Source organism: Nostoc sp. LEGE 12447, from assembly GCF_015206985.1.
Lineage (GTDB): Bacteria > Cyanobacteriota > Cyanobacteriia > Cyanobacteriales > Nostocaceae > Nostoc.
The window spans coordinates 64006-83676 of record NZ_JADEXT010000013.1 but is presented as its reverse complement, the minus strand read 5'-3'; the positions used below and the strand labels follow the sequence as shown (position 1 = coordinate 83676).

The 19671-nt window shown below is 40.2% G+C and carries 16 protein-coding genes; 9 read left to right on the top strand and 7 right to left on the bottom strand.

Translation table 11 applies throughout. The annotated features are described in order from the left end of the window. Positions 1 to 26 precede the first annotated feature (26 nt). A complete protein-coding gene (locus tag IQ274_RS15770) occupies positions 27 to 3377 on the bottom strand; it encodes an ATP-binding protein (protein ID WP_416209838.1) in 3351 nt (1116 codons plus the stop codon). A gap of 673 nt (positions 3378 to 4050) precedes the next feature. Between IQ274_RS15770 and IQ274_RS15765 the strand changes: the two genes are divergently transcribed. The 8 genes from IQ274_RS15765 (at position 4051) to IQ274_RS15730 (ending at position 11994) form a co-directional block, all read left to right on the top strand. Next, on the top strand, positions 4051 to 4632 hold the full coding sequence (locus IQ274_RS15765; protein ID WP_163927352.1) for a KaiA family protein: 582 nt from the start codon (positions 4051 to 4053) through the stop codon (positions 4630 to 4632). A 108-nt stretch (positions 4633 to 4740) separates the two neighbouring features. Next, positions 4741 to 5055 carry a circadian clock protein KaiB gene (kaiB, locus tag IQ274_RS15760; protein ID WP_114082480.1) on the top strand — a complete coding sequence of 105 codons (315 nt, stop codon included), beginning with the start codon at positions 4741 to 4743 and terminating at the stop codon, positions 5053 to 5055. A gap of 283 nt (positions 5056 to 5338) precedes the next feature. Further along, on the top strand, positions 5339 to 6901 hold the full coding sequence (gene kaiC, locus IQ274_RS15755; protein ID WP_163927353.1) for a circadian clock protein KaiC: 1563 nt from the start codon (positions 5339 to 5341) through the stop codon (positions 6899 to 6901). A gap of 103 nt (positions 6902 to 7004) precedes the next feature. Then, positions 7005 to 9194 (top strand): TolC family protein, encoded by a 2190-nt coding sequence (locus tag IQ274_RS15750; protein WP_194142807.1) that lies wholly within the window; start codon positions 7005 to 7007, stop codon positions 9192 to 9194. 472 nt (positions 9195 to 9666) lie between these two features. Further along, the gene (locus tag IQ274_RS15745) at positions 9667 to 10044 is read left to right on the top strand and encodes a hypothetical protein (RefSeq protein ID WP_012409408.1); all 378 of its coding nucleotides are present in this window, start codon (positions 9667 to 9669) and stop codon (positions 10042 to 10044) included. Positions 10045 to 10440: 396 nt separating this feature from the next. Continuing rightward, a complete protein-coding gene (locus tag IQ274_RS15740; RefSeq protein ID WP_163927355.1) occupies positions 10441 to 10947 on the top strand; it encodes a hypothetical protein in 507 nt (168 codons plus the stop codon). Continuing rightward, positions 10925 to 11176: a GNAT family N-acetyltransferase gene (locus tag IQ274_RS15735; protein WP_194142806.1), complete on the top strand. Its 252-nt coding sequence runs from the start codon at positions 10925 to 10927 to the stop codon at positions 11174 to 11176. The genes IQ274_RS15740 and IQ274_RS15735 overlap by 23 nt, the downstream gene beginning before the upstream one ends. Before the next feature lie 38 nt (positions 11177 to 11214). Beyond that, complete coding sequence (locus IQ274_RS15730) at positions 11215 to 11994, top strand: photosystem II S4 domain protein (RefSeq protein ID WP_012409406.1); 780 nt, start codon at positions 11215 to 11217, stop codon at positions 11992 to 11994. Positions 11995 to 12208: 214 nt separating this feature from the next. Here IQ274_RS15730 and IQ274_RS15725 read toward each other — a convergent pair whose 3' ends face one another. The 5 genes from IQ274_RS15725 to IQ274_RS15705 form a co-directional block, all read right to left on the bottom strand. After that, a complete protein-coding gene (locus tag IQ274_RS15725) occupies positions 12209 to 12985 on the bottom strand; it encodes an SDR family NAD(P)-dependent oxidoreductase (RefSeq protein WP_194142805.1) in 777 nt (258 codons plus the stop codon). A gap of 177 nt (positions 12986 to 13162) precedes the next feature. After that, positions 13163 to 13720: a hypothetical protein gene (locus IQ274_RS15720; protein WP_163927359.1), complete on the bottom strand. Its 558-nt coding sequence runs from the start codon at positions 13718 to 13720 to the stop codon at positions 13163 to 13165. Positions 13721 to 14640: 920 nt separating this feature from the next. Then, positions 14641 to 15246 carry an exopolysaccharide biosynthesis protein gene (locus tag IQ274_RS15715; protein ID WP_175586511.1) on the bottom strand — a complete coding sequence of 202 codons (606 nt, stop codon included), beginning with the start codon at positions 15244 to 15246 and terminating at the stop codon, positions 14641 to 14643. A gap of 78 nt (positions 15247 to 15324) precedes the next feature. Beyond that, positions 15325 to 16209: a lipid kinase gene (locus IQ274_RS15710; RefSeq protein ID WP_194142804.1), complete on the bottom strand. Its 885-nt coding sequence runs from the start codon at positions 16207 to 16209 to the stop codon at positions 15325 to 15327. 577 nt (positions 16210 to 16786) lie between these two features. Continuing rightward, a complete protein-coding gene (locus tag IQ274_RS15705) occupies positions 16787 to 18292 on the bottom strand; it encodes an ABC transporter permease subunit (RefSeq protein ID WP_194142803.1) in 1506 nt (501 codons plus the stop codon). 77 nt (positions 18293 to 18369) lie between these two features. Here IQ274_RS15705 and IQ274_RS15700 point away from each other — a divergent pair, with 77 nt between their 5' ends. Continuing rightward, positions 18370 to 19134 (top strand): amino acid ABC transporter ATP-binding protein, encoded by a 765-nt coding sequence (locus IQ274_RS15700; RefSeq protein WP_163927363.1) that lies wholly within the window; start codon positions 18370 to 18372, stop codon positions 19132 to 19134. Positions 19135 to 19301: 167 nt separating this feature from the next. On the opposite strand, the gene IQ274_RS15695 is transcribed toward IQ274_RS15700, so the two are convergent. Next, complete coding sequence (locus tag IQ274_RS15695) at positions 19302 to 19439, bottom strand: hypothetical protein (protein WP_372726496.1); 138 nt, start codon at positions 19437 to 19439, stop codon at positions 19302 to 19304. Positions 19440 to 19671 lie beyond the last annotated feature (232 nt).

The window sequence follows — 19671 nt, the reverse complement described above, 5'->3', positions numbered from 1 at the left end:
CTAATGACTAATGACCAATGACACAATTAACATTTGCCATTGTAACCATTGACAGCTAAGGCTTGATTGATCTGGTTTAATAGGTCTTCCATTGATATCGATCGCGGTAATATTTGGGTAGCGATCGCACCAACAACAGTCTCTATCGATTCCAAGCTATTCTTTTTCTGCTTGTCAATTTCCTTATAAGCTACCCCAACCGGAAAACTGGTGTCTGGGCGATTTAATCGCTGATTTAGTACCAAAATTGGTGGTAATTTATCAGGTGAATTTCCCAATGTTTTCAGGGCTTTTAGCACATCTTTCTGGATAGCGGATTCTCCTAAACAAATTAGCAGTAAATCAACGCTTTGGTGGCGAATTTGTTGTAACACTTCTGCCCAACAGGGACTCATAGCTGCTTTAAAGCCTGCTGTTTGTAAATACTGAATTAAAGCTTGGAACCACTCAGACCCTCTTTCAGCAGTTTCACTACTAATTGAGCAATTTTTTGCTGTCCGATAACCCTTAGCTGGCTTACGTCTTACCTGTGGAAAATCACGCAGCATCGTCAAATCCACAACCAAGATGTTAGGAGGGCAGCAAATACCAGAAGCAATTTGCAGTACTGATAGTAAGGCATCTGTTTTTTCGATGCGACTGCTGTTGTCTTTGGTAAATGGTGTTAAGTAAGGAAATACAGATAACCCTGGTACTTTAGAAGCCACTAAGGTAGTTGCAACATCGCAAGTAACCAATGGTAGAGCTGCCAAACGTGGGTGCTGGATTAGTTGTTGCAGATAAATTTGGGCGGTGGTAGTTTCGACATCTAGTAAAATGACATCAAATTGCCATACCCGCGCCAAAAGTTCAGCTTGATCTAAATCATCTACTTCAATCACCCGATGTTCTCGAAGTGAGGGGTGAGGATTGACCGATTCCAACTGGGGATTCACCAACCTGAGAATTCGCAGTGGGGTTTTAGGTGGGATAATGGCGCTATTTTCCAACCCTACCTGCGGAGCTACTTGGGCAGTACATAATTTTTCGAGAACTGGTGCCAATAACTGATGCGCCACTGGCAAACTTAAGAAACCATCGGCTCGGTTAGCAAATGCTTTGTCCTTTTCGGCCCCCGTTGCGGTAACTATTACAGATATATGACGGGTTGCGGTGTCAGATTTTAGTAAAGTCAATACATCCCAGCCTGACAGCAAGGGTAGCAACGGATTCAAAAATATTGCTATTGGTTGTAAGCGCCGAGCTTTTTCGACTGCTTCTGTCCCGGATCGCGCAATTACTACCCGATATCCTAAAGATTTGAGTTTTTCGGTCAAGTCTTCAATATATCGGGCTACTGCCTCGACTACTAAGACCAACCGTTGAGAACTCGCGGGATGATGCTGTGTAGGCGTAACGATCTGCTGACGAGTGGCTGCGGTGTTTTCCCGTGTCTGTTGGTGTCGTGTCTTCTCGTCTGCTCTGATTACCATATCTGGCTCCGAAAAGCCTGTTTTCGGAGGACTGGGCGGCAGAAGTAGTGTAAACTGGCTACCTTTGCCTTCACGAGACAAGAAGCTGACATCTCCTCCGTGGAGCCGAGCTAAGGCCCGAGTTAATACCAGCCCCAAACCAGTGCCTTCAAATTGGCGGGTGAGGGGATTTTCTAGTTGTTGAAATTTTTGAAAAATTAGGTGTTGCTGGTGTTCTGGAATGCCAATACCTGTATCCCAAATTGTAAAGGCAATCCATCCTTCCCAACGACTTACCCGCAGCCCAATTTCGCCGGATATTTCAGTGAATTTAAAGGCGTTGGAAAGTAAATGTACTAGCATCTGGCGCAAGCGCAACTCATCTGCCACCATTTCATCTAAACCTAGTTCAATGGAAAGGCAGAATTGGGGAGCAGATGAACGGGCATTTTCTTGAGGTTGGGATGTTGTTTTAGTAGTTTGAGTGTGGATGGCTTTGGCTTCCGATAGGGCGCGATCGCACACAGCACTAATTTTCACTGGTGTCAGCGTCAAATCCATTTGTCCCGTTTCCATTCGGGTCAAATCTAAAATGTCATTAACCACACTCATCAGGTGGCGGCCACTTTGATGGATTAGTCCTGCATAACGAGCTTGACGCTCGTTAAGTTCTCCCAACTGCTGATCCACCAGCAAGCGCGATAATCCTAAAACGGCAGTTAGGGGAGTTTTGAGTTCATGACTAATACAAGCTAAAAACTCATCCTTCAACCGATTTAGTTGAATTAAATCGGCATTTTTTGCAGCTAACTCTTTGCAAAGCTGCTGCTGTTCAGTTACATCAGTAGCTAAAACTAACCATAAATCATTGCTGAGTACAACCTCTGACTCTGCACTCATGACTTTAAACTCAGGACTATCTAAGGGAATTTTGGCAAACTGCCAGATTCGCTCCTGACCATTTTGCACTTCCACAACACAGGTACAAGTACCCACTTGACTATCCAAATAGCAGCGACTGTATACAGTATCTGGTGATGCTTCTTGCTGAGTCAGTTCCTCTTCACCACCATATTCATTCTCCCTGCCATTGGGATGAACCTTGATTGCTCGTTGGGTGACATATTCAGATTTTTCGGAGGGCTTAGGGACAAGTATTGCTTCCACTTGTTGCCTAACTCCTTCTGGATCTTTTAAGGCTCCTAATTGTTGCCACCAGGCGGGATTTCGGGCTAACACTTCGCCAGTAGACGTTTGCAACATTAAAGGCCAAGGCAATCTTTCCAGCAACTGTATCAGTGGCTGGTGTCCCAATGATTTTGCTTTATTTGGGGGCTGTACATCAGCATCATACTCATGGCGCGACCCCTGGATTCCTGAGCTTTGTAAACCAACCATGCGTTCCTTAGCCAGCGATCGCAACAGGCGAGAACTATCCAGCAGACCCAAATATCGGCCATCAGAGTCAATCAGGGCCCAATCTAAGTTCTGGTGTTTTTCGGCTTGTGGATAACCCAAGTGCAAGTTTAATTGCTCTACACGCTCAGAAGCTGATATTGTCTGTATTGGCTCAATTAAACCTTGACCCCATGTAGAGAGTGGTTGATGTAAATTTAGATTTTTATTGTCACTATGTGCTAATAATTTTTGGATTAAACGGGCAGAATACAGCAATCCAATGGGGCATTGCTGCTGATTCACTACTACCAAGCGATCGCACTGCTCTTGCTCAAAAATCTCCAGCACCACTGCCAAAGAAGATGTTTGGAGGCAGCTAGCTACGGTTGCCTGAAAGTCAGAAAGCGGGTAATCTAGCATTAACATAGGGCTTTGGGGGTCATTCTTCCTGTGGGAACCTCCGGCATCTCCATCTGCCAACTGTTGATGGTCTTTTCGCCTGAAGCCATATCCTCTAAGAAGACTCATATAAGCAACTCTGGTTATTTCAACGCCATTAAATAAAACAACGGGATTTCCCCTCACGGACACTTGCTTGTGGACGAGTGCATTTTTCCAAGAGGCGACGTTTCTGATTTATAGCAACTAGCCTCCCCAGCGTCTTACTGGTATTTAAACTCCCGATCGATAGTGACGGCTACAACAATTATGGCCCCAAAGATTCGCTTTAGAACCTTGAGGAATTATAATGATTTAGAATGCGACAATCCTTTAAGTTCGTTTAAGTATCTTATCAAGGAGAAAAATTAAAAAATATATCTATTTATATACATAGATACAGATACGCAAACAATAAATTAGGTAGTGTGTCTCTTTATGGCGACAAATACCTCATCATCAAAGATTTACTAAGTCTTAACACTCAGTTGCTGAATTAAGCTTTTGAGTTGCCAGCACAAGCAGGCATAAATAAATATCCAGTTGAAAAAAACTAAAAAGTTTAAGTTTAGTGCATAAGCTTTCTTACTTCCCACCTCCAGCAAGAACTGCCTTCTTGCAGTATCTGTGAACACAGAGCGTTATTTTGGGGTAAAGTCGCTAGTTTACTGCACATCAAGAGGTATTCCCCTAGAAGCGTTAGCCAAACTTATCAGCCCACGTTTCTTGGTCAAGGCGATCAAGGAGATAGATTAAAGAGTAAATGTTATTACCGATATTGATTCTGCGACCTGATATTAACAAATGTTTAAATAATCTAGTTTACTTAGCCAAGCAAAAAGATTGGATTGCTTGGGTGTGGAAATTTATTGACGCGATTATCGCCCAATTTTACAATTTACCTGTTACTGCAACGACCTCTGAAAAAATCAACTATTTACCAAATTGGCCGCAACAAAATCCAAGTAAGGCATACACTAGCAAGTACGTCTATGTATTTGCCAGCCAGATGCAAAAAAGCCAACAGCATTTCCACGAGATGAATCCAGCCGAAAGGCAAGGATTATTAAGACAGCTTAAATTAGATTACAGTCTAATCCTTATAAATTATTTTACCACAGACAAAACACTCAAAGAAAAAATTGATAAATTCATCAATACGATATTTTATGCTAATATTCCTGTGCCCCAAATAATCGAAATTCACATGGAGGTAATTGAAGAATTTTCTATCCAGCTAAAATTAGAAGGAAGAAGCAGTGAAACCTTACTTGATTACCGCCTGACGTTGATAGATATATTGGCTCACTTGTGTGAAGTCTATAGGAGTTCGATTCCTAAATAAAATAAGTTTATTTATTAATATTTAACTTGGAACAAGCTAACACTGTTAGTTATTACCAACGTGCGAACACATCTTGTATTTCTACGATCGTAACTAGCCTGTAAATATATGATTAAAGCCAAAAAAACCTACGTTCTCAAGCTTTACGTAGCAGGGAACACCCCTAATTCAGTTCGGGCGTTGAAAACACTCAAAAATATTTTAGAACAGGAGTTTGAAGGTGTTTATGCTTTAAAAGTGATCGATGTATTAAAAAGCCCACAACTGGCAGAAGAAGATAAAATATTGGCAACGCCAACATTATCCAAAATTTTGCCTCCACCCGTTCGCAAAATTATTGGCGACCTTTCAGATCGAGAAAGAGTATTGATTGGATTAGATTTGCTTTATGAAGAACTGAGTGAAGCAGATTTTGAAGAGTAAAATAATTAATGATATAAGATAGCGTTTATAAAGTAAATTTTAACTATGTAGGGTAGCCATTATATTGCTCTAGTTAAGATAGCTTTACTACCTTTTATCCTAGAGCATTACAGCAAAATATTTATTCTAAATATTAAATATATTTATTTTTACTATTTTTTTGTCAGATTGTTACCTAATACACCCCACTTGCTTAACATTTAGTTTATAATTAGTCTGGAAAAATTGAGTAAAAATTTTACTAATAAAACAACAGTTTTTAATACCCTTTTATTATCAAGCAATGAGTCAAAACGAGCAAGTAGAACCCAATAAGACACCAAAAAATGGGGGTGTAGAAAAAATTCGCACGATGATTGAAGGGTTTGACGATATTAGTCATGGTGGTTTACCAATTGGTAGAACTACCTTAGTCAGTGGCACTTCAGGTACAGGTAAAACTTTATTGTCTCTCCAGTTTCTATATAACGGTATCACCTATTTCGATGAAGCAGGTGTATTTGTTACTTTTGAAGAATCACCCAGCGATATTATTAAAAACGCCCATGTTTTTGGTTGGAATTTACCCCGCCTAATCGAAGAAGGCAAGTTATTTATTCTTGATGCATCTCCCGATCCAGAAGGTCAAGATATCGTTGGAAATTTTGACCTTTCTGCACTAATTGAACGCTTGCAATATGCCATTCGCAAATACAAAGCTAAACGAGTTTCAATTGACTCAATGACAGCAGTATTTCAGCAGTATGAAGCGATGGGAGTAGTACGACGCGAGATTTTTCGCTTAGTAGCACGTCTCAAAATACTGAGTGTTACCACTGTAATTACCACTGAACGCAGTGAAGAATATGGCCCCGTTGCTTCTTTTGGAGTGGAAGAATTTGTTTCTGATAATGTAGTAATTGTTCGCAACGTCTTAGAAGGAGAACGCCGCCGTCGCACAGTTGAAATTCTCAAATTGCGTGGCACAACTCACATGAAAGGCGAGTATCCCTTCACAATTACTAATGAAGGAGTTAACATTTTCCCACTAGGAGCAATGCGTTTAACTCAGCGTTCATCTAATATCAGGGTATCTTCTGGTGTCAAAATCTTAGATGAAATGTGCGGTGGTGGTTTCTTTAAAGATTCTATTATTTTGGCAACAGGAGCCACAGGTACTGGTAAAACCTTGTTAGTAAGTAAGTTTATTCAAGATGGCTGCCTGAATGGAGAACAGGCAATATTATTTGCTTACGAAGAATCACGCGCCCAACTATCTCGTAATGCTTCTTCTTGGGGAATTGATTTTGAAGAATTAGAGGAGCAAGGTTTACTAAAAATAATTTGTACCTATCCTGAATCAACTGGTTTAGAAGACCATTTACAAATTATTAAATCAGAAATTGCTGTCTTCAAACCAGCTCGGATTGCCATTGATTCCCTATCAGCATTAGCTAGAGGAGTGAGCAATAATGCATTTAGGCAGTTTGTAATTGGTGTAACAGGTTATGCTAAACAAGAAGAAATTACTGGTTTCTTTACCAACACAACTGACCAATTTCTAGGAGCGCATTCGATTACTGACTCTCACATATCTACGATTACCGATACAATTCTAATGTTACAGTACGTAGAAATTCGTGGAGAAATGTCGCGGGCAATTAACGTATTTAAAATGCGCGGATCTTGGCATGATAAGGGCATTCGCGAGTATAATATAACTGCTGACGGGCCCGATATTAAAGATTCTTTCAGAAACTACGAACGGATTATCAGCGGTGCTCCTACTCGCGTTAGTATCGATGAAAAGGCGGAACTTTCTCGCATTGTTAGACGTTTTGAAGATAAACAGAGTTCCGAACCCTAAATTTAGTATCGTAGTATATTCTTTCCTAAATTTAGTATCGTGCTATATTCTGTGGTGAAGAAAGGTTTTCTGCCGCTAGATTGATTTTCGTGTGAGGGATGCGGTGAAAGGACAGCAATTATTCTATAGCTTCTTGCCTGGTGTCACGGCAGCGGTTTTAACAACTCAGCCTGCTTGGGCTGGTACTGTAAAACTAACTGGGGTACAGCTGGCTTCTTCTCCTAGTGTTTTGACTTCTACTTATGGTCAAAGCTCGGTTGTGGATATGATGAATACGCAATTGCCGCATGGTGCAAATGTTAGTGTTCCAACCCTACTACCTGGTTTTGGTTTTACTAAACTTAGTATGAAGCCTTTAAGTAATAACAGTATTCCAGTATTTACGGCTGGAAATACTGTTGTGCCAATAAAACAAGTACTTAAGAAAGATGAAGGTAGATTTGTCAGTTTGACACCTACCTCTAGTTCTTCCCAACAGCTAGATGTTAGCAGTTCTGCTCAAAATAACCAAAAACAGAGTAACTCAAGCATTTCTGGGCAGAAATCAGAGAGCATAGTAGTTCCCAACTACACTTCAAAACCTTCTTCTGTCCAAAGAAAAATTTTACCCCTGTCTTCTGCACAGCAGCCAGTGGTTAAAAAGAAAAATGCTGTGACTGAGTTGCAAACATTTTTACAAACTTCAGCTACAGGTGGAGAATCAGCAAAACTGTTGTCAGCGCCAAGATGCCCACAGGAATCAGGGAAAAGCAAGACTGATTCCTCAGCGGCTTTGCTACTGGCTTCAAACACCTGTTTACAACAAAATGCTATTGGCCGCATTGCTCAGAACAATACCTCGATTCCGGCAAATTCGACACAAGTTCCAACTGTACCAGGAACCGTAACTCCTGCACCGTCAGAGTCAGTACAACCTTCCACTGTGCCGAGAACCATAACTCCTGTGCCATCAGGGCCGGTGCAAATTCCCGAGAACTTGATTCCTAGCTCAAATCCCTTGCAATTTCCTACCAAACCGGAGGAAGTGACACTTCAGGGAAATCAGCCGATTACTTTGGCACAAGCTTTGGAGCTAGCACGGCGTAACAATCGGGATTTACAGGTGTCTATTTTGGAGCTAGAACGCAATCGAGCGGTTCTACGTGAGGCACAAGCTGCTTTATTGCCAACTCTGGGAATTAGCGCTGATATTACTCGTAGTCAGTCTGCCAGTAGTCAGCTCTCGTCGAAACTCCAAGAACAACAGACGGGTATCTCATCGCCAGATGAAGCTGGTACATCTTTTTCCGGTCAAGCACAGCTGTCATATAACATCTACACTTCTGGGAGAGTGCAAGCTAGCATCAGAGCGGCTGAAGAACAGGTACGTTTCAATGAATTGGCTGTAGAAACTCAGTCTGAGACAATCCGTTTGAATGTTGCCACTGACTACTACAATCTGCAACAGGCGGATGAACAAGTACGTATTGCTCAGTCGGCTGTGCAAAACTCCGAGGCTAGTTTGCGTGATGCGGAAGCTTTAGAGCGAGCTGGGGTTGGTACGCGGTTCGATGTGTTGCGATCGCAGGTGAATTTAGCAAATGCCCAACAAGATTTGACTAATGCTAGATCCCAGCAGGCAATTTCCCGTCGTCAATTAGCAACTCGGATAAGTTTGCCGCAGGGAATAAATATCAGTGCCGCCGACCCTGTACAATTAGCTGGTCTTTGGAACCCAACGCTAGAACAAAGTATTGTGCTGGCTTATCAAAATCGTCCAGAATTGCAACAGCAGTTGGCACAACGCAATATCAACGAACAACAGCGTAGACAGGCTCTTGCAGAACTGGGGCCTCAAGTTAGTTTGGTAGGCAGTTACAACCTACTAGATCAGTTCGATGATAGTGTCAGCATTACTGATGGTTATTCATTGGGAGTTAGAGCCACCATCAATTTGTATGATGGGGGAGCGGCAAGAGCAAGAGCAGCTCAGTCTAGTGTTAATATTGCGATCGCAGAAACTCAATTTGCTGAACAGCGCAACCAAATTCGTTTTCAGGTAGAACAAGCCTACTCTACCCAGCAATCTAGTTTGGAGAATGTTCAAACCTCTAACACCGCTTTAGAACAAGCTAGAGAAGCTCTACGTTTAGCGCGTTTGCGATTCCAAGCTGGTGTAGGAACTCAAACTGATGTTATTAACTCTGAAAACGACCTCACAAGAGCTGAAGGTAATCGAGTCACAGCAATTTTGGATTACAACCGCGCTTTAGCTCAGTTACAACGGTCTGTTACCCTCAGAGCGCTACGCTAGTACTGCTGACTTAACCTCTCAATTAAAAATTCTGAAAGCCTCATTGAAAGATGAGGCTTTTTAATTAAAAAAGACCGGAATTTTAACTCTCTACACACCTAAAATTCCCACCGATCAGCTGAAAGTGATTTAAATTGCATAACCTAAATTAAATATCAGTCTTTGTGGCAATACTTGTCGGGTTTTGGGGAAAAGGGGAAGGGGAAAGGGGAAAGAAAAAACCTTTAACCTTTAACCTTTTCCCCAAACCCAATTCCGAGTTAAAAATTCTTAACCGAGCAGTATTGGTCTTTGTGGGGTGGGCAACATGAACGCTCTCTAGATGAAAATTAAATATGGCACAGTTTAATTCTTAACTGAACCTTCTCACAGAGATTTTGAATTTTGAAAGTGCCGCGAAAACGCATAACAGGAATTTTGTGAAATGATGTAGCATAACTGAATGTTCGATTGCTAGCCTTGTCAAAGACTCATGACTAAAGTAACATCTCAAGAAATTGCACAGTTTCGCTCTCAATTGGCTGACGATCCTAGCGATATGGAAGCGCTGGATTTGATTGAAGACTGTGATGGAGATTTAGAAGATGCGGCGATGACGCTAGCTATTAGAGCAGGACAACAACCAGAAAGAGCAAATTCTGAGTGGTTAGATGCCTTGGCTAGAAAATGGCGTGTGGTTATTTGCGAACAAGAATACCGGGAAGATTTGCTTAATACTTCACCTCAAAAGATGATGGAACATCTAAAAGCAATGCCGACATTTCCCAAGATTTTGGCAACGCCAGTTTTGATATATGTCCTCAAACAAGGCGTAAACAATTTTTGTGAGCCACTAGATTCGCTCAAGTGATCGGCTCATGTATATTTAACTGATGCTTACTTGCGCGATGCCTGCGGTGGTCACTGAGCTTACCGTTCGCGGAGCGTCTCGTAGAGAAGTGCGGGCTACGCCTACGCGATTTGCAGTTGAGTTTTAATACAGACCTAACCCCCAATCCCTTCTCTACAATGGAAGAGAAGTAAGAATCAACACTTTTCGGATTTTGGGGGAAAGGGGAAAGGCAAAGGGTTTGAATTTACGTTTCCCCAGACCAAAAGAGAGATTATTGGGTTTATCCGAAAAGTATTGGAGTAAGAATCAAAGCCTTTCCAAACTCCAAACTCTTACCCAATGTAAGATCGATTCGACCAAGACTGATACGCTGTTAATTAAGGCAAAACTTATATTAGACAAATTGTAAAATCAATGAATTACCTTGTTGCCGTATTACCAGACCGCATTCAAGCCGAAGCTGCTTACTTAGCTTTAGAAGAAGAAGGCATAAACAGTACTATCCTTGGGAAGGGCTATAAAACGGCTGACGAGTTTGGCTTAATTGACCCCAAAGACCAAGCCAAAAAGCAAGCACAACTGATGGCAACCTGGCTGATACCATTTGGCTTTTTTGCAGGTTTTACATTCAGCCTCATCACTGGTTTAGATACTTTTGCCTGGGCGGGTGAAGTTGGCAATCACATCGTTGGCGGACTGCTGGGTGCTGCTAGTGGTGCTATGGGTGGTGTGGTTGTAGGTGGTGGAGTCGGTTTACTCGTAGGTGGTGGTGATGCCTTGCCTTATCGAAACCGCTTAGACGCGGGTAAATACTTAGTTGCCGTTCAAGGCTCTGAAACTCTCACTCGGCAAGCGACCCGAATATTACGCCAGTTTGATCCAGAAAATATCCAAGGTTATGCTGACACAAGTAGCGTCTGACAAAAAATCCTGGTTTACGCATTACAACACACAAGGATTTACTTTTGAAGCAGTAAAAGCACTGGTCAATTTTGCCTTTACTGGGCGAGAACTGAAGATAATTATCACTCATTCTCCAGACGGTCGTGTTGCCTCGGTTCGCATTTTGAAAAAACTAGGAATGCAACAAATTCCTAGAGATGGGAACCTGTTGAAATGGGAATTAAAGTTAGAATCAAGACAGTTATAGTAGTTTAATTCTCAATTCATAACTCATAATTTTTAAGAATGTTGCCACGAGAAGAACTTTTAAAGGGTGTTGAAAATCGAGATAGTGTAGCTCGTGTAATTGATCAAGCCGAACAAGCTATCAAAACTTGGGAAGTGGTTTTGACAGATTTTCTATCTCCCCCAGAATTAGCGGAAATTCAACGGGTGTTTAACCGATTAACAGAAGTGCAATTAGTTGCGTGGGGCGGATATCCCCAAGCTGAACGCCAAAGAATAGCGATCGCTCGTTCAGAACTTCCCCTAGACCAATCTCAAGTCAGCCTTGTCGCCGTGGAAATTGCTGGTAACTTCTTGTTTGATACCGCCTCTCACCGCGACTTTTTAGGCGCAATGTTGGGAACAGGAATTGTTCGTGAAAAGACAGGAGACGTTATTGTCTTAGGAGAACGAGGGGCCCAGGCGATTGTCGCCCCAGAGTTAGTAGAATTTTTGGAAATGAGTCTTAAACAGGTGCGATCTGTTCCTGTGAAGACTCAGCGAATTGAGATAACTGAATTAAGGGTTCGGGAACCCAAGAAAAAAGAACTAACTACTGTGGAGGCTTCTTTGCGGTTAGATGCGATCGCATCTGCTGGTTTTGGTATGTCCCGCAGCAAAATGGTTGACTTCATTGATGCTGGTGATGTCCGCGTTAATTGGAAGGAAGTTACACAAGCTAGTTCTCAAGTCAAATCAGGTGACTTAATCGCCATTCGCTCTAAAGGGCGTTTAGAAGTTGGGGAAATCGCAGTTACAAAAAAAGACCGTTACCGAGTTCAATTAACAAGGTATATGTAATCAGTGAGGAGTTAAGAGTTTTAAATTCACCAGTTTCTTTACCCCCCAATTTTTAACTCCTAAGAGGATATTTGAAAAGTCTACCCTTATATTGAGATCCCCCCTATCCCTCCTTAAAAAAGGTAAAATAACCTTCTCAAAGTCCTCCTTTTTAAGGAGTACTTAGAAGGATCTCAAGTTTTGGATACCTCATCACTACTTTTCAAAAAACCTCTTAGGCTTTAAAGTGTTTTGCTAATATATTCAGCAAAAGTCTGCGCGGTACGAGCCGAGATAATTTGCTTCTAATTTGAGTGCTAGTATCAGAACTAATAACAGTTGGATAGCCTTTTTCCAAAGCATCTAAACATTCCCAAACAATTTTTTCGGCAGAATACACTTTATCTGTAGTACTTGCCAGCGCTGGAGGAAAATTAGCTTCCGCAAAAAAATTTGTTTCTATTGGCCCTGGACAAGTGACCAAAATACGGACACCATATTGACGATTTTCTGCCCATAGTGCTTCACTAAAACTAAGAATAAAAGCTTTACTGGCAGCATAAACAGAAAGGTATGGTATCGGTTGAAATGCGGTAATAGAGGATACGTTAATAATACTTCCAGACTGTCGTTGCCGCATCAAGGGTAGAAATTTATGGGTTAAATCTACCAATGCTAAAACGTTTAATTGTACAATTTTAATTTGTCTTTCTCCATCCCCTTCAGCAAAGTCGCCATAGTAACCAAAACCAGCATTGTTGATTAATAAGTCAATAGTTAATCCCTTTGTTTTAGTGACATCAAATACAGCAGCAGCTGCATTAGGTTCCGTCAGGTCTTGGATTATAACGTCTACTTGAATTTTGTGTTGTTCTTGTAGTTGTTTAGCTAATTGACTTAGTTTCTCTTTGGAACGAGCTACGAGTATAAGATTTGTCTTGCGTGCAGCTAGTTCCTGGGCAAAAGCTTTACCAATACCACTAGAGGCACCAGTAATTAAAGCAGTTGGCATTCTAGATATTTAGATAGTTTTTAAGCAGCTTATAAATCTTACCTATGCTGGCTATAAGTTTTAACTACCTAAAGTGATATACCCAAAAGGGTAAAACCATCACTTAGTAATGAATAAGGGTCATGTCCCAAATAATGATTTTTATCATAGTGATTCAAATTTATTTTGGATTGCTAGCTACCATTTTTCAGACCAATAGATTATTTCTGAGGCGGAACTATTAATAGCGACACCATAGCTATCTCCATGATTCCATTTGAAGCCAGGTCTGCCTTTGTCGTCTGCATTTAATACTAGTATTTCATAAGTAGCTGGAAAAGATTCTGTAGAAGAGTCACTGGTGTAGAAAAAAGTTGTCGGCACACCGTTAAGTTGATTTATGTGGTCGTTTGTGTTACCACCTCTATATTTGTACTTTGCACTATTTCTGTATTGTGACAGTAATTTTTCTATCTTATTTGGTGGCTGTTTCAGCCTAATTTGAAAAAAAGTACTTCCTTGCAAAAATTCTGGAGAGTAAGCAATACGAACATCTTTAGCATCAGTAGGAATCTGATTAGGAAAATGTTTTACTCGATCATTATCAGACCATAGCTGATTACGAATTTCTTTGTAGCGTGATGTATCAGTTATTATTTTAGGCTCGCTAGTACTGCTAAAAGCTGTTCTGATAAAAAAGCTTCCCCCGACAATACAAAGGCTAGCAAGGGCTAATAGAAATGGCGATCGCTTCATGAAGTTGGGTGCGTCTAACTTTCATAGTCATATACCCAACTAATAAACTAAATTCGTACTATTGCGGATATAGCATCAGAGATATTAACAAAAACTTTGCGTATTTAGGTAAAATTGAGGATATTTGTAAAATTACTGTGAAGCTAGTCAATGATTATCTAGTCAAAAACCGCAGGTTGTCCTCGTTCAGACTAATACTACTTTTAGAGCTAACGAAATCAATTCCACAGTTATCCATTTTTTTCAATTCTTCCTGATGCAGCAAGAACTAAGGCGGATATATAAATAATAGATGCACCTTAATTAAATCATAGCCCTCAGCTAAAAGCGGAGGGCTTTTTTTAATTAAATTTATAATTTTAAAAAAATAAATTTGTTGGAAAACCTAATTTTTCCGGATATAGGAATTAATAAAGCGGATTAATAAATGGTAGATGCACCTTAATAAATTACAGCCCTTAGCTTAACGCTATGGGCTTTTTTATTACTTATAGTTTTTAATGCGTTGATAAAATAAATTTGTTAAAAAAACTAATTTTTCCGGATATAGGAATTAATAAAGCGGATTAACAAATGGTAGATGCACCTTAATAAATTACAGCCTTTAGCTTAACGCTATGGGCTTTTTTATTACTTATAGTTTTTAATGCGTTGATAAAATAAATTTGTTAAAAAAACTAATTTTCCCGGATATAGAAATTAATAAAGCGGATTAATAAATGGTAGATGCACCCTAATAAATTACAGCCCTTAGCTTAACGCTGCGGGCTTTTTTATTACTTATAGTTTTTAATGTGTCGATAAAATAAATTTGTTAAAAAAACTAATTTTCCCGGATATAGGAATTAATACAGCGGATTAATAAATGGTAGATGCACCCTAATAAATTACAGCCCTTAGCTTAACGCTGCGGGCTTTTATTATTTAAATATAGATGGCAGCAAACCAGGAGCTAACCATACTGCATAACCAATAAATCCAAACATCAAGGTAATTAAGACAGTAACGCCGTAGCTGATGCAAATTAATAAACCGTCAGATTCGATGGTGGCAACAGTTAAAAGTAAAATACCTATAGTGGGGATAGGATTCGTAAATGGAATTGGTAATATTAAAAATATTGTTAATAAAGAGATACAAAACCCATTAATTCGCCAAATCAAAGGATTATGGGCTATTTTGGCCAATCGGGGACGGGCGATTTTCTGTAAAACTTTGGTAAAACGTCCCAAATTTTGTAAAAGTAACTCGGCAAAGGGACGAGGAAACTTGTAGTTCGCGATTCTTTTCGGTAGCCAAGGCGATCGCCTCCCTAAAACCATTTGCGCTGACAACAGTAAACAAGCACCACCAAAAGGGCCAGTTAATCCTGGTGGCATAGGAAATAAAAAAGGCAAAACTAATAATGTAATTACCAGGCTGAATCCTCGTTCTGAGGTTTCTGCCAGAATATCACCTAGAGTAAGCGGTTGTTCCGCTAGGCGTTGTAACAGGGACTTTATATCTTGAGAAAATCTCAGATGCATTTGGCGTGAGTTGATGCGACTTCCCACATTTTTAGCAGAGGGAAATAGAGTAACTGGAGGAGATGAGGGAGAATACTCCTAACTCCTAATTTCTGGGGGTGCTAAAACAGCTATAGCTTTAGGTATAACCCTAAAATGAGCCGGTGTGTAAGTAGTAATTTCACCATCTGTATTGATAGGACGAGGTTTGCGAGTATATACTTTTATTTCTTGACCTTGAAGAGAACGTACACTCTGCCAATGTATATGTCGCCCTTCTCGCATATCAGGGAGTAATAGTATAATCTGCCACCAGTGTTTAATTTCCAAGCTATAGAGGTCTAGCCTTTGGTCATCTATTGTGGCATCGTCAGCCACTGCCATACCACCGCCGTAATAACGGCCGTTACCTACAGCAATTTGTACTGTTTTTACGCGAACTGATTCACCATTGATTACAATCTCCGCAGTAAAAGGTCTAGCTTCCCAAGTCACTTGCAATGCAGTGGCGGCATAAGCAAATATTCCCCAACGGCGTTTGACTTCTTTGGTAAGTCGCTGGGTAATTTTTACACTCAATCCCAGACTGGCAACGTTAAAAAAGTGCTTGCCGTTTACCCAACCTAAGTCGATGTGGCGTAAATTTCTATTTGCAATAATTTGGCAAGCTTCGCTGAGTGAATTTGGTATTTCCAAAGTCCTCGCTAGGTCGTTGGCAGTTCCTAAAGGTAAAATTCCCAAGGGCAACTGAGTCTCAACTAAAGCATCTACTGCTGCATTGAGAGTGCCATCTCCTCCACCAATGATTACTAGATCAACTTGATGCTGATAGCGAAATATGACTTCAGTAAGATGTTTTGGATCTTCTGTAGACTCCTCAATTAAATCAAAGCCGAGTGTTTTCAGATATTCAATCGCTTCCGACAGACTCTTTTGCCCTTGGCGGGCATGACGATTTATTAACAGCAGGGCGCGGGAACTCATGGGTAGTACCTTTTGTAGTTGATATGTCCAATTATCCGCATCTATGTATTCTGCTTTAAGTTGGCTCTAAAAAAGTGTTTAAATTGTTATGATTTTCATCAAAATTTTATTTTTTCAATACTTATTATGTTATTGTAAGCAACTTTTAATTTCTCTTTTATCTAGTTTATCTCTATTAGTCCTTGCTGTGTTGATACTCAGTAGATATGATTGTTACTCACTAAATGACTGTATTTGAGTATTTTTATTGTTAGTACGATATTTCTTACAATTTTATAATAACCAGACAATAATTACAAACAATGCAATATTTATTATTTGTATAGATACATACTTATAGATTAAATTGTATAAATAAATTTTATCCAGGTTGAAACCATTAGCTTTTACAGTATTGGCTGCAAACTTTATATAGCAAAAGCTACATATTTCAAATGGCTGTTGAAAAAGCTCTAGTTTTTAAGCGGTAAAAAAGACCCCTTTAAAACATTGTTTAAACTAGACTTTATCAAAATAGAATTCAGGAGTCATAATTTAGAAGAATTCTGTACGACTGGCAAGCGAATGAATAAAAAAGTCACCTGTGCCGTTTAACTGGATTCATCCACAGTTCTAAGTGACTAAATGCCTGTGAAAAAAGTAACGTTAAACATAAATAAACCACCGCTACACCTGCGTAAATTTCAAAGGCGCGATAGTTGTCAGCAACAATTAACTGTCCTTTACGTAGTAATTCTTCCAACCCAATTACAGAAACTAAACTAGTATCTTTCAATAAACTGATAAAGTCATTACCCAAAGGTGGAATCATCCGGCGAAAAGCTTGGGGAAAAATGACATAACTCATCGTTTGTATAGAACTCAAACCTAATGATTTTGCTGCTTCTGCTTGTCCTATTTCAATCGATTGAATCCCTGCACGCACAACTTCGGCGGTGTAGGCGGCGTTATTCAAACTTAAGGCAATTATTCCAGCAGTTAGGCGATCAAAAGTAAATGTAAAACTAAGTTCTTGCGAAATTGCTGGTAAACCAAAGTAAATCATAAAAATTTGCACCAATAAAGGTGTTCCCCGAAAAAAATCTACATAGGCTCTCGCTAGCCAACGCACAGGTGCGATGCGAGAAAGTCGGACAATACCAATTAGGGAACCTCCAATTAAACCAAAAACTACAGAAATTATTGTTAATTGTAACGTTACCAATGCTCCCTGTAATAAAGTTGGAAAAGCCTGCAAAATTACGGCAATTGAGGTAAATATTTTAGGTGAGCTAGTACTATTCTGGTTTTCAAATGGTGATTTAGCTGGTAGTGATGGCGGTTTGATTTTAAACCATTTTTGGTAAATTTGGGAATAGGTGCCATTTTTAAACACTCTCTCCAAACCATCATTTATTAATGCCAAATTTGGCGAATTTTTAGCTGTAGCAATGCCATAGAACTCCTCCGTCAGCAATTGCTGTACTATTTTTATTCCCTGAAGATTGCCCGTATTAATAGCATATAAAGTCACTGGCGCATCATTGATTACCGCATCCACATTACCATTGGCCAATTCTTGTAGGGCTACAGGTGCTGAATCAAAACTACGAAGTTGCACTCCAGGAATACTCTTAGCTTTTGCAGCTCCAGTTGTACCAATTTGAACAGCAATTTTTTTATTTTTGAGACTGTCAAAGCCAGTAATATTTTGATCGTCTGCACGGATTGCGATCGCTAACCCAGCTTTAAAATAAGGACGGGAAAAAGAAATTGTCTTTGCCCTTTCCTCTGTAATCGTGATCGAACTAATCGCCGCATCTACCGTTTTGGCTGCCAAAGCCGGTATCATACCATCAAAAGGCATACTTTGAAAATCGACTTTAAATTTAGCTGCAACTGCGATCGCATTCATCAAATCAATCGAAAAACCCTGTAACTCACCACCTTGTTTTTTAAACTCAAAAGGTGGGAATGCTGGTTCTGTCGCAACTCGCAAAGTTTTTCCCGCATTAGAGTTCACAGCACACCCAGCCAATAACAAACAACCAAAACTAACAACCACACACCAGCGCAGCCAACGCCCAAAACCAAACTTAGCCATATTATTTTCTCTTACCTCTGCGCCTCTGCGGTTCCTTAAAACCTTACAATCAACTGTAGAGCAGCTTGACACAAGTAATGAACAATACCATCCCCGCAATTATTTTTGACAATATCGAAAAAAACTTTGGTTCCCTAAAAGTCCTCAAAGGAATCACAGGCGAAATCAACCGGGGAGAAGTTGTTGCAGTTATCGGTTCCTCCGGCTGTGGTAAAAGTACTCTATTACGCTGCTTTAATCGCTTAGAAACCATTGACAACGGGCGTTTAATAATCAACGGTATCAACTTATCTCGCCCCACTGTCAACTATAATCAACTGCGCCAACTACGGACACAAGTAGGTATGGTTTTTCAACAGTTCAACCTGTTTCCTCATCTCAGCGTCCTGGAAAATATGACACTTGCACCGCGTAAAGTTCTGGGTAAAACACCCAAGGAAAGCGCCCAACTAGCGAGATTGTATTTAGAGAAAGTTGGCTTACATGACAAAGCAGCTGCTTATCCCGAACAACTTTCTGGCGGACAAAAGCAACGAGTAGCGATCGCTCGTAGCTTATGTATGAATCCCCAAATCATGTTATTTGACGAACCCACCAGCGCCCTAGATCCCGAACTCGTCGGCGAAGTTTTGCAAGTAATGCAACAATTGGCAGCAGAGGGAATGACAATGGTGATTGTCACCCATGAAATGCAATTTGCAAAAGAAGTAGCCCATCAGGTGATATTTTTAGACAAAGGTATTGTGGCAGAAAAAGGTTCAGCTTATGAAGTACTGACCAATCCTCAAAGCGATCGCCTGCGTATTTTCCTCAGTCGCCTTCAAGTAATTCGTAATTCGTAATTAAAGGCTTCCTTTAAACTCACGATACTCAGCACTAAGTAAGTCGGCGCGAAAAAATCCAAGTATATTACGAAACGTAAATAGGCTTAAAATCTTTACTAATGACCAATGACAAAGGACAAATGACAGCCTTAGCTAGTTAGCTTTAATTGCGCCGACCTACTTACTTAAAGATACTCGCGCAAGAAATCAAAGGGATCGTCTTCCCAACAAGGCTCAGGTATCAGCCAAAACAAACTAGCACTGATGTCGGCTTCAATTTCATCACCATCGTCTCTATCAAATAGTTCTATCAAAGCTGTCAAATCACGTTCTCTCAGAGACGTTAACGATGGGGTATATACCTGGCAATTATTTGAGTAATTCACGCGCAAAGTTGTGCTTGACAGCCGTAAAAATTTAGTATAGAAATTTGTAAATAATCGGATTTTAGGTTTGACAACCGTAGTTAAATAGTTATTTTGATACTATTTAGATATAGGCTACTCTCATTAGTGTCTCATAATTTCCATAGGGCTGCTATAGTATTTGTTACAT